Source organism: Yinghuangia seranimata, from assembly GCF_029953285.1.
Lineage (GTDB): Bacteria > Actinomycetota > Actinomycetes > Streptomycetales > Streptomycetaceae > Yinghuangia > Yinghuangia seranimata.
In genome coordinates, this window is the sequence record NZ_JASAOI010000001.1 from 45,648 (window position 1) to 58,521 (window position 12,874).

10 protein-coding genes are annotated in these 12,874 nt (G+C 72.6%); 5 read left to right on the plus strand and 5 right to left on the minus strand.

The window, feature by feature from the left end:
* Nucleotides 1-27: 27 nt before the first annotated feature.
* Nucleotides 28-1,590: an MBL fold metallo-hydrolase gene (locus tag QI554_RS00220; protein WP_281464418.1), complete on the minus strand. Its 1,563-nt coding sequence runs from the start codon at nt 1,588-1,590 to the stop codon at nt 28-30.
* Nucleotides 1,591-1,778: 188 nt separating this feature from the next.
* On the opposite strand from QI554_RS00220, the gene QI554_RS00225 reads away from it, so the two are divergent.
* Nucleotides 1,779-3,038, plus strand: coding sequence for a nucleotide sugar dehydrogenase (locus QI554_RS00225; RefSeq protein ID WP_281464419.1), 1,260 nt, complete (start codon nt 1,779-1,781; stop codon nt 3,036-3,038).
* 64 nt (nt 3,039-3,102) lie between these two features.
* On the opposite strand, the gene QI554_RS00230 is transcribed toward QI554_RS00225, so the two are convergent.
* Nucleotides 3,103-4,281, minus strand: a complete 1,179-nt coding sequence (locus tag QI554_RS00230) for a glycosyltransferase family 4 protein (protein ID WP_281464420.1) — start codon at nt 4,279-4,281, stop codon at nt 3,103-3,105.
* Between the two features lie 81 nt (nt 4,282-4,362).
* Here QI554_RS00230 and QI554_RS00235 point away from each other — a divergent pair, with 81 nt between their 5' ends.
* Both QI554_RS00235 and QI554_RS00240 read left to right on the plus strand, forming a co-directional pair.
* Complete coding sequence (locus QI554_RS00235) at nt 4,363-5,208, plus strand: class I SAM-dependent methyltransferase (RefSeq protein WP_281464421.1); 846 nt, start codon at nt 4,363-4,365, stop codon at nt 5,206-5,208.
* A complete protein-coding gene (locus QI554_RS00240; protein WP_281464422.1) occupies nt 5,205-6,242 on the plus strand; it encodes a polysaccharide deacetylase family protein in 1,038 nt (345 codons plus the stop codon). Before QI554_RS00235 ends, QI554_RS00240 begins: the two co-directional genes overlap by 4 nt.
* Here QI554_RS00240 and QI554_RS00245 read toward each other — a convergent pair.
* From QI554_RS00245 to QI554_RS00255, 3 genes are read right to left on the minus strand one after another with little or no spacing between them, the layout of a single operon-like run.
* On the minus strand, nt 6,218-6,769 hold the full coding sequence (locus tag QI554_RS00245; RefSeq protein ID WP_281464423.1) for an arsenate reductase/protein-tyrosine-phosphatase family protein: 552 nt from the start codon (nt 6,767-6,769) through the stop codon (nt 6,218-6,220). The genes QI554_RS00240 and QI554_RS00245 overlap by 25 nt on opposite strands.
* Nucleotides 6,766-9,501 (minus strand): polysaccharide biosynthesis tyrosine autokinase, encoded by a 2,736-nt coding sequence (locus tag QI554_RS00250; protein ID WP_281464424.1) that lies wholly within the window; start codon nt 9,499-9,501, stop codon nt 6,766-6,768. The genes QI554_RS00245 and QI554_RS00250 overlap by 4 nt, the downstream gene beginning before the upstream one ends.
* Before the next feature lie 5 nt (nt 9,502-9,506).
* Entirely contained in the window at nt 9,507-10,541 is a 1,035-nt protein-coding gene (locus QI554_RS00255; protein ID WP_281464425.1) for an LCP family protein, read from the minus strand.
* A 140-nt stretch (nt 10,542-10,681) separates the two neighbouring features.
* On the opposite strand from QI554_RS00255, the gene QI554_RS00260 reads away from it, so the two are divergent.
* The gene (locus tag QI554_RS00260; protein ID WP_281464426.1) at nt 10,682-11,308 is read left to right on the plus strand and encodes a sugar transferase; all 627 of its coding nucleotides are present in this window, start codon (nt 10,682-10,684) and stop codon (nt 11,306-11,308) included.
* The gene (locus QI554_RS00265; protein WP_281464427.1) at nt 11,295-12,797 is read left to right on the plus strand and encodes an oligosaccharide flippase family protein; all 1,503 of its coding nucleotides are present in this window, start codon (nt 11,295-11,297) and stop codon (nt 12,795-12,797) included. The genes QI554_RS00260 and QI554_RS00265 overlap by 14 nt, the downstream gene beginning before the upstream one ends.
* The last annotated feature ends 77 nt before the right edge of the window (nt 12,798-12,874 follow it).

The window sequence follows — 12,874 nt, forward strand, 5'->3', positions numbered from 1 at the left end:
GCGTGACGCGCCCCGCCCGGCCGGGGGTTACCGTGGGTCGGTCAGCCGGCGGACGGCCAGCTTGGTGGCGCTGGTGGGGCAGCCGCCGTCGGACAGCCGGAACGTCCAGCCGTGTCCGGGGCACACCACACTGCCGTCGCGGATCTCGGCGCCCGCGAGGTCCGCCATCGCGTGCGGGCAGTACCGCTGGATCTCATAGCGGCAGCCCTCGTGTTCGACGACCGTGCGTTCGTCGGACCGCTTGCCGCGCTCGTAGCGGGCGTACGCGCGGTAGCTGTCGGGGTTGGCGAAGCGCAGGAAGACCACGAGGAACTCGTTGTACCGGTCGGGGTCGCGCCGGGCGTCGAAGCGCAGGCTGAGGAGCAGTTCCTCCCAGCTCAGCCGGCCTTCGAGCACCTCGTTGAGCAGCCGGTCCTCGGCCCGGATGCGGTACATGACGTCGCCGCCCGCGTACGGGTAGACGGGGTCCTGGTAGCGGGTGAAGTCGAGGACGACGGCCTCGGGGTGCTCGGGGTCCGCGCCGACGCTCTCGATGAGGACGCGGCCGCCGATGCCGTCGCGGAAGAACGCGGACGACGCGATGAGCGGGGTGAAGTAGTCCGACAGCTTGCCGAGCATCGACGGCGGCGCGTCGGGCAGCGCGGCCAGCTCGTGCCGGATGACGGGCAGCCGTTCGCGCTGGTACTCGGTGAGGTAGGCGCGCTTGTCCGTGAAGCAGGGGTGGCGCAGCCGCTCCTTGTTGTCGGTGCCGTGGTCCTCCTTGTCGTGGAGCTCGTCGCCGGGCAGCAGGACGATCGTGCGGTCGGCGTACCCGGCGCGTTCGGCGAACTCGTAGAAGTCGGCCTGGGTCGGGAAGATCGAGTCGGGTTCGAAGTTGAGCTCGAAAAACTCCGGGTCGAGGAAGCACGGCGGCCCCGCGCTCGGCACCAGCCACCGCGCCCCGGACGCGGTGAAGGTGCGCAGCACCGAGGCGAACTTGTTCTCCCGCTTGTGCCGGGAAATGCGCTGCTTCTCCTCGGGCGGGTAGCCGTAGACCTGCGGATGCCAGTTGGCGCCCGAGTACTGCAGGAACAGGTAGTCGATGGCGAACGAGTCGTGCAGCCACTTCAGGTCCTTGGCCGACGGCTTCATGTCGTTCAGGTTCGCGATGGTGTACCGCGGGGTCTCGACGACCATCGTGCAGTCGTCCCAGATGGGCACGGACTGGACCATGGGGGTGAGCCGCAGGTCGGGCGCGAGCGGCAGTGTTTCGTGCGAGGCCATTTCCACGACCTCGTTCGGAAGGTGCAGGGCCAGTTCGCGCGCGAGGTAGCCGTCGGTGTAGCGCGGGATCAGGATCGTGGCGTCGCGGCGCACGGTGCGCAGGAAGTCGATGTCGAAGTGGTCGCGGTGCTCGTGCGACAGCACGACGAAGTCCGCCTCGCGCAGCGGCTCCAGGTCGAGGTGGTCGTTGCGCGGGAACTGGTGCCACGTCGAAAGGAAGGCGCCCGCGCGGCTGAACCACGGGTCCATGACCAGCGAGGCGTTCGGTGTTCTGACGTGAATTCCCGCGTGACCGTAGAACCGCACCACCGAATCGGCATCCGACATAAGCGCCTCCTTAGTGACCGCGTGAGATCGCCAGTCAGTTTGGTGCCGCGCGGCGGAATTCCGGGGACGCCCGGCACGGCCGCCGGGCGATACCACCCGGCTGGCGTAGTAATTCCGGCGGATGCCGGGTTCGGGATCCGCTTAGCCTGATTCGGCGGTCGAATTCCCGGCCGGGAAAGGGGACTCCCATGCGGGTGGTCGTCGCAGGACAGGGATATGTCGGGCTGCCGCTGGCGGTACGTGCCGCCCAGGTCGGGCACGACGTGGTGGGGTACGACGTCGACGCGCGGCGGGTCAAGCTGCTCACCGCGGGCGAGTCGTACGTCGAGGACGTTCCGTCGGCGGACCTCGTCGAGGTCATCGGCGCGGGCCGCTACCGGCCCACCGGCGACGAGGCGGACCTCCGCGGCTTCGACGTCGCGGTCGTCACGGTGCCGACGCCGCTGCGCGAGGGCACGCCGGACCTCAGCTACATCGAGGAGTGCTCCCGCACCCTCGCGCGCCACCTGCGTCCGGGCGCGACGGTCGTCCTGGAGTCGACGACGTTCCCGGGCACCACGGAGGAGCTCGTCGGCCCGATCCTCGCGGCCGGCTCCGGGCTGGTCGTCGGCACCGACTTCCGCCTCGGCTACAGCCCCGAGCGCATCGACCCGGGCAACCCCACGTGGAACCTGGTCAACACGCCCAAGGTCGTCTCGGGGGTCGACGCGCGGTCGCTCGCGGCCGTCGAGGCGTTCTACGGCACGATCGTCGAGCGCACGGTGCCGGTGTCCTCGCCGCGCGAGGCGGAGCTGGCGAAGCTGCTGGAGAACACGTTCCGGCACGTGAACATCGCGCTCGTCAACGAGGTGGCGATGTTCGCGCACGAGCTCGGCATCGACGTGTGGGAGGCGATCGACGCCTGCTCCACCAAGCCGTTCGGCTACATGCGCTTCACCCCGGGCCCGGGCGTCGGCGGGCACTGCCTGCCGGTGGACCCGTCGTACCTGTCGTGGCGGGTCGAGCGCGCCCTCGGGCAGAGCTTCCGGTTCGTGGAACTGGCCAACGACGTCAACAGCCACATGCCGGACTACGTCGTGCGCCGCCTCACCGCCGCGTTCAACGCCCGGAGCCGGTCGGTGCGCGGTTCGTCGGTGCTGATCCTCGGGCTCGCGTACAAGAAGAACACCGCGGACGCGCGCGAATCGCCCGCGGCGCGGATCGCCACGCTGCTGCTCGACCTGGGCGCCGAGGTGAGCGCGGTGGACCCGCACGTCGACCTGGCGCAGCCGTTCGACGCGCGCCTGACGCGCGTCGAGTTGGACGCGGACGTCGTGCGTTCCGCCGACGCGGTGGTGCTGCTGGTCGACCACGACGACGTCGACCTGGCGCTGGTCATCGAGCACGCGCAGTACCTGCTGGACTGCCGCGGTGTGCTCGACCGGGGCGCCCCGGTCGAGGCCCTGTAGGTCCGAGGCACGCAGGCGGTCGGTCAGCGCTCGCGCGCGGCCGACCGCCGTGCGGCGCTCGGGGTCAGCGCCCGTGGTTCGTGAGGAGCTCGGCGAGGCCGTCGGCGAACCGCCGGCTCATCTCCTCGATCGTGTAGCGGTCGGCGTCCTTGGCGCACTGCTCGGTGAGCTCGGCGAGCCGCCGCGGGTTCTCCAGGAGGTCGACGACGCCGTCGACGAACGAGGCCGGGTCGTTGCGGGTGACCACCGCGTTGCGGCCGTGCTCCAGGTACTCGGACTCGGGGCCGTTCCAACGCTGTTCGGTGGTGACGATCGGGCTGCGCAGCGCGAAGGAGTCGACGGCGATCAGGCCGACGAGCCCGGGCACGAGCAGCACGTCGGAGACCGTGCCGAGCAGCGCCTTGTCGTCGCCGAACGCCTGTCCGACCGGAACGACAGCCGAGCAGCGCTCGGCGGCCTCGGCCACCAGCCCCCGGTCGGGACCGGTGCCGGCGACCAGCAGCCGGAAGCCCGGCAGCCGCCGCTCGATCTGCTCGGCGGCCTCGATGAGGAACGGGATACGCTTGGCGGGGCTGAGCGCGCCGACGAACAGCCCTGTGCGTCCCGGCGTGAGGTCGTACCGGCGGCGCAGCTCCGCGCGTTCCTCGTCGGTCACGCCCGCGTACACGCGGCTGAGCCCCGTGGTGTCGACCGAGTTCTGGACGACGGTGACGCGCTCCGCCGGGAAGCCGTGGTCGACGACGGCCCGCTTGCCGCCCTCGGTGTAGGAGAAGAACCACTTCGCGCGCCGGGTCAGCGCGTACTTCAGGGACTGCTCGAGCGCGGACTGCGGGCGGTCGTAGGTGCGGCCGTGGTCCCACATGGCGACGATCGGGCCGCGCCCGAACCGCTGCCGCACCAACATCGGATACAGCTCCATGTTGCGCAGCGCCTGGTCGACGACGAACACGTCGGTCTCGCGGGTCAGATCGCCGAGCCGCTTGTGGACGAACGGCCGCCCCGCGATCCGGGCGCTCCGTTGGCGCAGGCGCACGGCGCCCTCGACCTCGACGACGTCGTCGCGGGCCCGCTGGTCGGCCGTGTACGGCTCGCCGTAGGCGACCACGAGGGTGATTCCGCGCGTGTCGAGGTCCGCTTCCAGATGCCGGAAGAACGGCACGCGAAATTCTGACAGGAACGGGACGACCAGGGTGACGTGCGGGCGCCGCGGGCCGCCGCGGCCGGTACGGACCAGTCTCTCCATGATTGACAAAATGCCAGAATCCGGACACCGCGTGGTCGTACGCCACGAACGCGCGGCGGAGACAACACGCAAGGAGCAGTCATGAGGCACACCGCTCTGACCCGACGCATCGCCGCCAGCCCCCTGGCATCCGCGGCGGCCCTGCCGACACGGCTGACCGCCCTCGCCCGGCACAACACGCAGCTGATGCGCGCCCAGGCGACGTGGCTCGTGCGATCGCGCGAACACGTGCACTACACCTACGACCTCAAGCCGCTCAACCTCGAACACCTCGCGTGGACGGTGTCCGCCGCCACCGGCGCGCCGGTCGCGGACGTCCGCGGCTACCTCGCCGAGGTGCGCGACGACGCCGAACTGCGCGCCACCATCGAGGCCGGGCTGGCCGCCAGCCCGCGCCGCGCCACCACGGACCGCGTGGTGCGCTACGGGCGGCGCATCGGCTGGTACGCGTTCGTCCGCGCGCTGCGCCCCGAGTTCGTCGTGGAGACCGGCACCAACCGGGGCCTCGGCAGCGCGGTGATCGCGGCGGCCCTGCTGCGCAACGGCCACGGCACGCTGGCCACGTGCGACCTGGACGACCGCTCCGGCGAGCTGATCCGCTCGCCGTACGACAAGGTGGTCGAGCACGTCGTCGCCGACTCGCTCGCGTTCCTGGCCGGTCCGGTCGCGCGCCGTCACCCGGTCGACCTGTTCGTCAGCGACACCGCGGTCAGCGAGCGCCACGAGGAGGCCGAACTGGCCTCCATCACACCGCTGTTGGCCCCGGGCGCGGTCGTCCTGGCGACGATGGCGCACAAGTGGAGCGCACTCCCGAAGTGGGCGGAGGAACAGAGCCTCGCGTTCTCGTACTTCGCCGAACGCCCCGAGCAGCACTGGTACCCGGGCCTCGGCATCGGCGCGGCCTACCCCGCCAAGGCCGGTTCGTGACCGTCTCCGTGAGATCCGCCGGAAAGCCGGCCGCCCAGGTCCGGCTTTCCGGCTGGCACGCGCGCGTGGACGCCTGGCGGGCGCCGGACGTCGTGCTGCGCCGCTCCCCGGCGCAGGCGTGGTTCCGGCGCCGCGCGGCCGGCCGGCTCGCGGTGCTCGGCTACCACGGGGTGGAGGACGCGGACGCGTTCGCCGCGCAGTTGGACATGCTGTGCCGCGTCGCGCACCCGGTGTCGCTCGCCGAGGTCGAGAAGGCCGTGCACGGCGGACGGCCGCTGCCCCCGCACAGCGTGCTGGTCACCTTCGACGACGGCGACGCGACCGTCTTCGCCGACGGATTGCCGAGGCTCGCCGCGCGCGGGATCCCGGCCGTGTGCTTCGTCGTCCCGAGCCTCCTCGACACCGACGCGCAGTTCTGGTGGGAGGAGGCCGTGTCGCTGTGGGACCACGGCGGGACGTCGCGGCACCTGCCGTTCGGCCGAGGCGCGAACGCGCAGTCGGCCGTGGCCGCCCTGAAGCTCCTGCCGGACGACGAACGGCGGCTCGCACTGGCCGAGTTGCGGTCCACCGCGACGCGCCCGGCGCCGCCGTACCGCCAGCTCACCTCGGACGAAGTGCGTGCGCTGGACGCCGGCGGTGTCGTGGTCGGCAACCACACGCTGAGCCATCCCTGCCTCGACCGCTGCACCGACGCACGCGTCGAGGAGGAGGTAACCGGGGCGCACGAGCGGCTCACCGAGGTGCTCGGGCACGCGCCGACGACCTTCGCCTATCCCAACGGCAACGTCGACGAGCGCGCGGACCGGGTGCTGGACAAGCTGGGCTACCGCACCGGATTCCTCTACAACCACGCGCTCGCCGACCCGCGTTCGTGTCCGCCGCTGCGGATCGACCGGCTCCGGGTGTCGACGACGATCGGGCCCGACCGGCTGGCGACCGTCCTGTCCGGACTGCACCCGGCGGTGTTCAGAACCGCGCGCGGCGCCGCGAGGGGCGCCGCGCGCGTCCTTCAGCCCTTGGCCAGGACCTCGTGACCGGCCGTCAGCACGGCGGCCAGACGCGCCACCGCCCGGTCGATCAGGTGGGCGCAGGCGTGTAGTTCGGCCAGCGGGAGGCCGTCGGGGTCGGCGATGTCGTCCGACTCCGGCGGCAGCCCGGACGGGCGGCCCCGGGTCGCCCCGGCCCGCGCCACCACGTCGCGCGGGTCGTCGGCCAGTCCGTCGGTGAGGCGGACGAACTCCGTGAGGGTGAAACAGCGCCGCATCGCGGCCGGGCGCAGCCGGACGGCCGCCTCGCGGTGCTCCCGGGCCAGCCCGAGCACCAGATCCGCTTTGTCGAGGTGCGCCGCGTCGAGCCGACGGGCCGTGAACCCGTCCGGATCCGCGCCGAGTTCCCGCAGCAGTCCGACGGTGGCGGCGTCGAGCGGCCGACCCGGCCACGCGTGTGTTCCGGCACTGGCGACCCGGAGGTCGGCGCCGGGCCGAGCGGCCAGGAGCCGCTCGGCGATCGGCGACCGGTACAGGTTGCCCGTGCAGACGAACAGGACGGAGAAGGAGCTCATCGGCCCTCCACCGGCGGGGCGTCGGCGCCCACCTTCAGCGCCTCGGTGCGCACCGCGAGCACGGCCTCGGTCAGCGGCTGGTCGTCCGCGGACTTCCCGTAGCCGTACCCGTATCCGTAGCCATAGCCGTATCCGTAGCCGTACTTGCCGACGCCCTGGAGCCGGGCCATGTTCAGCACCGCGCCCAGCAGCGGTGCGCCGACGGAGTTCAGGGAGCCGACGGTGGCGCGGATGCGCTCGGCGGGGGTCTTGCCGGCGCGCGCCACCACGATCACGCCGTCGGCGAGCGGGGCGAGGCCCAGGGTGTCCGCGACGGGGAGCACCGGCGCGCTGTCCACGATCACGATGTCGAAGGCGTCGGCGAGGTCGCGCAGGACCTGCCGCATGCGCCCGCTCGCCAGGACCTCCGCCGGGTTCGGCGGCATCGGTCCGGAGGTGAGCACCGCGAGCTGGTTGTCGCCCCACCACTGCAGGACGTCGGCGGAGGCCGCGGCGCCGATGAGCACGGTGGTCAGGCCGGCCTCCTGCACCAGGCCGAACACCCCGGCGACGCTGGGGTTGCGCAGGTCGGCGTCGACGAGGCACACCCGGCGTCCGGACTCCGCGAGCGAGAGCGCGAGGTTGGCGGCGGTGCTCGTCTTGCCCTCGCCCGGCACCGAGCTGGACACGAGGATCACCCGGGGCTTGTGGTCCACCTGGGTGAACTGGAGGTTGGTGCGCACCATGCGGAACGCCTCGGCACGCCCGCTGAGCGCGCCGACGCGGACGGCGATCGGCTGGTCCTGCGCGCCCTTGTCCATCGGCACGGCGCCCAGCACGGGGAGGCCCGTCACGTCGGTGAGTTCCTCGGTGCCGCGCAGGCTCGTGTCGAGAGTGCGGCGCAGCACCGCCAGGCCCACGCCCGCCACGAGTCCCGCGAACAGGCCGAGTCCGGCGTTGAGCAGCGGGCGCGGGGTGAAGGGGGAGTCCGGCGGGACCGCGCTGCGCGTGACCCCGATGTACACCGGCGCGGTGCCGCCCCCGGGCGGCGTCTCCAGCCGGCCGATCAGCTGACCGGCCTCGTCGGCGGCCTCGTTCGCGATCTCCGCGGCGCGCACGGCGTCGACGTCGGTCGCGGAGATGTCGATCAGCACGGTCTCGGGCTTGACCGAGGCGCTGATCCGCTTCGCCAGCCGCTCGGCCGAGGTGTCCAGGCCGAGCCGGTGGACGACGCCGGCCGCGACCCGCGGGCTGGCGATGATGTCCGCGTACGACTGCACGCGGGCCTGCGAGAACACGCTGCCCTGGGTGAGCTCGGAGAGGTTGCCGCTGGCACGCGTGGAGACGAAGACCTGGCTGGTGGCGCGGTACTGCGGGGTGGTGCCGGCGGTCCAGGCGATCCCGCAGGCCAGTCCGAGCGCCGCGAGCAGGGTGATCGGGAGCCACGAGCGGGCCAGGGTCCTGAGGTAGCCGCGGAGGTCCAACGTGCGTCCTTTCGGAGCGGGCCGGGTCCGGGGTCCCGAGGACTCCGGATCGGTGTGCGGGAGGCGCAGGCCGCGGCGGGGCTTCGGAAGCTCCACGCCGGTCGGGCCGCGCCCGAGACTGGTGCCGACGACCAGCGCGACGGGCACCGTGACGAAGCTGTAGACGATCAGGTTGGAGGTGGCGATGTTGAGCGAGAACGCCACGACCATCAGCAGGGCGGCCTGGTGGATCGCCCAGTCCTCGGCGTTGTCGGCGCGGCGTCGCCGCCGGTAGGCCCCCAGGCCGAGGAGGACCACCGCGGCGGCCCACAGGCCCAGGCCGAGCAGCCCGAGGTCGTGCCACAGCCGCAGGTAGTCGTTGTGCGGGTGCCCGACGGCCCCGCCGGGTTCGGCGAGCAGGTGGCCGACGCTGCCGATGCCGTGGCCGAACCACGGCTTCAGCTGGATTGACTCCCACGTGGTGGACCACATCTCGCCGCGCCCGGAGGTGCCCACCTGGATGCCGCCCACGCCGCGGTTGTCGTTGTTGGTGAAGCGGTCGCGGATCGGGGCGTACCGGGTGACCAGCAGGTAGCCGGCCACGACGATCCCGGAGGCCAGCGCGACGAGCTTGACGAACTGCCCGCGGCTGCGCCCCCGGGCCACCAGGCCGAGCAGCAGCAGCGCGCACACCGCCGCCGACGTGCGCGACAGGCTCAGCACGTCGGCGACGACGAGCAGGACGACGGCCGCGAGTCCCGTACGGGCGCCGCGGCCGGCCAGCGCGACCGCGGCGACGACGCCGATCCACAGGACCTCGCCGAACATGCGTGCGGGGAACACGACGTAGTTGCCCGGGCCGAACACCGCGACGCCCGCCAGGTATCCGCTCGCCAGGACCACCGCCGTCGCGCGCAGCCAGCGCAGCAGGGACAGCGCGTGGACCGGCGTGGCCCCCGCGGACGCCACCAGCAGCACCGCCGGGAAGGTCAGGTAGACCAGCAGGTTCTGCACCGCGATCATGTCGTGGTGCAGCAGCGTGGAGGCGACCGCGAGCGCGGTGAACGCCCACAGCGGCCGGGGGACGCGGGCCCAGAACGCGGCCGCCGTGGAGGTCCCGGCGACCTGCGCCCGTCGGTCCGCGACCAGTTCGGGCAGGACGAGCAGGCAGTAGAGGAACAGCACCGCCGTCGCCGGCCCGGTCACGCCGTAGCGTGCGATGAAGACGCCGTCCACCATCCAGAACGCCGCGACGGCCCCTCGCGCGAGGGGTTGCGAGTGACGCTTCACCGCGATCAGTCGCGATCCGCGCGCAGCGCCGCGAAGAGCTCGTCGGCGGCGGGCTGTTGCAGCTCGTCCCTGTTGGGGTCGACCGGGTAAGGCCGACGTGGCACGGTGTGGAATTCCACGCGGCCCTCCGGAATCGCGCGCAGTTTCTCGGTCAGGCCGTAGAGCGCGCTCAGGCTGTCCAGGCCGGGGTCGGCGGTGAGCGCGCCGGTCGCGGCGTCGAGCACCTGGTACATGCGCACCGGGTTCAGCAGCGTGTCGCTCCCGCGGATCTTCGCCGACAGCAGCTTCATGAACCGCTGCTGGCGGGAGATGCGGTTGGTGTCGCTGCCGTCGCCGACGTACTCGCGGGCCCGGACGTACGCCAGCGCGTCCTCGCCGCGCAGCAGGTGCGGCCCCGCGGTCAGGTCCAGGCCGACGTTCGGGTCGCGTTCGGCCGTCGGGAGGGTGACCTCGACGCCGTCGACCGCGTCGACGAGCCGCTTGAACCCCTCGAAGCCGAGCACCAGGTGGTGGTCGACGCGGATCCCGGTGAGTTTCTCGAACGTGCGGATCGTGCACGCCGCGCCGCCGCGCTCGAACGCCCAGTTGAACTGTTCGTACCGGGCCGGGCCCTCGGTCAGGTCGGTGCGGCCGCAGTCGGGGATCCACACCATCAGGTCGCGCGGCACGCTGACCACCTGCGCGCGCTGCCCGTCGCCCGCGATGTGCAGCAGCAGCACCGTGTCCGAGCGCGCGCTGCCCAGTTCGGGGCGGTAGTCCGAGCCCAGGACGAGGATGTTCTGCGCCGAGCCGGTCGCCTTGGGACGCTCGGCCTCGTGCCGCGACAGCTCCTTGTCGGTGGCGTGGTCGGTGTGGATGTTGTCGTTCAGGTGTCCGTACAGCCACAGCCCGCCCGTGATCGCCACGCCGACCAGCAGCACGAGCGCCGCGGCGAACACGCTCAGCACCACCGTGACACGGCGGCGCGAGGCGGGTGCGGGTGCGGGCGCGTTCCACGCCCACTCGAGCGGGGATTCCGCGTCCGGCTCCTCATCGTGCATCAATAGGCACCGCCTCACGTTCGGAGTATTTCGCGCGCGCCCCTATCCGGTGACGGGCCTTCGCCGTGTAACAGTTAATGCGCATTTCCGGGAGTTTCCAGCGTGACACACAGCGTTTCCGCTGAAGGAGTGAGTAGGACTTGCGCGTCACCACCACCCGTCGCTCGGTTCTCCGGTTTCCCGTCAAACGACTAGTGGACGTCGTGGGAAGCGGCCTGCTTTTGATTCTCACCGCGCCGGTAATGGCGTTGGTATATCTGCTCGTGCGGAGCACCTCCCGGGGCCCGGCGCTGCACCGCCAGATGCGTGCCGGACGCCACGGGAAGCCCTTCTGCATGCTCAAGTTCCGCACGATGCACGTCGGCGCGCACCGCCAGCGCGCGGCACTGTCCGACCGCAACGAGGCCGACGGCCACCTGTTCAAGGTGCGCAACGACCCGCGCATCACCAAGGCCGGGCGCCACCTGCGCCGCCTGTCGCTCGACGAACTGCCGCAGCTGGTCAACGTGCTCCGCGGCGACATGTCGCTGGTCGGCCCGCGCCCGCTGCCGTGCGAGGAGTCCGACTACAAGGGCGAGGCCCGGCGCCGCCTGCTGGTACCGCCCGGCATCACCGGCCTGTGGCAGGTCAGCGGCCGCTCGAACCTGCCGTGGGACGACATGGTCCGGCTCGACCTGCACTACGTCGACAACCACTCGGTGACGATGGACCTGGCCATCCTCGCCCGCACGCTCCCCGCCGTGCTCTCCGCGCGTGGCGCGCACTGACGCCGTGCCGGCACCGTCCGCCGCCGCCCCCGCGGCGCCGCCCGCGAACGCGGGCGCACGGGCGACGCTGTCGGCACTGGCCTGGAACTACTCGGCGGCCGTCGCGGGCGCGCTGCTCCAACTGTGCTACACCGGATTCACCGCGCGCGTCGTCGCACCGCGCGAGTTCGGCGCGTACGCGGCGGCGGCCGCCGCGCTGACCGTGTTCGGCTACGTCGCCGGCGCGGGCCTGTCCACCTACCTGCTCCGCGCCGAGGTCCTCACCCGCGGGCTGGTGCGTACCGCCTACCGCGCGGCGTTCGCGAGCGGCGCACTGTGCTTCGTCGCGACGATGCTGTTCGCGCCGACCGCCGCCACGCTGTGGGGTATGCCGGAAATCGAGCCGGTGGTACAGCTGTTCGGGTGCTACTTCCTCACCCAGCCGGCCTCCCTCGTGGCGACGGCCGGGCTGCGCCGGATGGGCCGCGCCCGCGCGGCCGCGCTCGCTGAGACCGGGGCGCAGTTCGCGGGCATGGCCGCCGGGGCCGTGCTGCTGACCGCCGGATGGTCGCCGTACGGACTGGTCGCCGCGTCGTGCCTCACGCCGACGGTCACCCTGCTGGTGGCCGCGCCGCTGATGGCCCGCTGCGTCCTGCCGACCGGCGACCGGGTCACCATCCCGGCCGTCCTCGGCGTGTCGGGGGCCTTCGCGCTGTACGGCATCCTGCAGATGGTCACCATGGACGCCGCGCTGTGGGCCGTCGCCCGGCACCTTGGCCCCGACGCCGCCGGGCAGTTCTCCCGGGCACTGCTCGCGGTGTCGCTGCCCGCGTCGCTGCTCGCCCAGGCGCTGCGCCGGGCGGTGATGCCGGCCATGGCGGAGGTCAACGGCGGGGGAGGCTCGTTGCGGGGCGTGCCGACCGACGTGCTCAACCTCGGCTCGGCGCTCGGCTGCGTGTCGTTCGGCGTCCTGGCCGGTGTCGGGCAGCCCGCGCTGCGGCTGCTGCTCGGCCCAGGCTGGGGAGCCGCCGGGATCCTGGTCACGGTGTTCGCGGTCTGCTGGCCCCTGATGCTGCTCTGCCAGCTCGGCTACGCGGTCGACGAGGTGGCCAAGGAGCTGCTCGTGCTCTTCCGCGTCCAACTGCTGGTGCTGGCCGCGACGTCCGTACTGCTGACGGCCGCGGTCGCCGGGACCGGCAGCCTGGTGCTGACCGCCGCGGCGAGCCCGCTCGCGGCCGGGGTCGGGCATGTGGCGCAGCTGGTGCGCTGGCGGCGGGTGGGGCTGTGCGCGCCCGCGACACTCGTGCGGCCGTACCTCGTGCACGCCGCTCTCGGCACGGCGCTGGGCGTCGCGGGATGGGTGGGCGTGCACAGCATCGACGCGGGCGCGGAACTGCGGCTGCTGACCGGGCTGCTGGCGATGGTCCCGGTCGGGCTCGCCGCGTACGCGGTGCGGCGCTGGATCCCCGTGTACGAGGCGGCGGTCGCGCGAGGGCTCGTCAGGCGGTGAGCGCATAGCCGCGCCGGCGGGGGGGGGGGGGGGGCGGGGGCCCCCCCCCCCCCGCGGGCGCGCCCCCCCACGGACGC

Coding starts and splice junctions, on each gene's coding strand:
- QI554_RS00225 (WP_281464419.1), top strand. CDS start 1,779: ATGCGGGTGGTCGTCGCAGGACAGGGATATGTCGGGCTGCCGCTGGCG.
- QI554_RS00220 (WP_281464418.1), bottom strand. CDS start 1,590: ATGTCGGATGCCGATTCGGTGGTGCGGTTCTACGGTCACGCGGGAATT.
- QI554_RS00230 (WP_281464420.1), bottom strand. CDS start 4,281: ATGGAGAGACTGGTCCGTACCGGCCGCGGCGGCCCGCGGCGCCCGCAC.
- QI554_RS00245 (WP_281464423.1), bottom strand. CDS start 6,769: ATGAGCTCCTTCTCCGTCCTGTTCGTCTGCACGGGCAACCTGTACCGG.
- QI554_RS00235 (WP_281464421.1), top strand. CDS start 4,363: ATGAGGCACACCGCTCTGACCCGACGCATCGCCGCCAGCCCCCTGGCA.
- QI554_RS00255 (WP_281464425.1), bottom strand. CDS start 10,541: ATGCACGATGAGGAGCCGGACGCGGAATCCCCGCTCGAGTGGGCGTGG.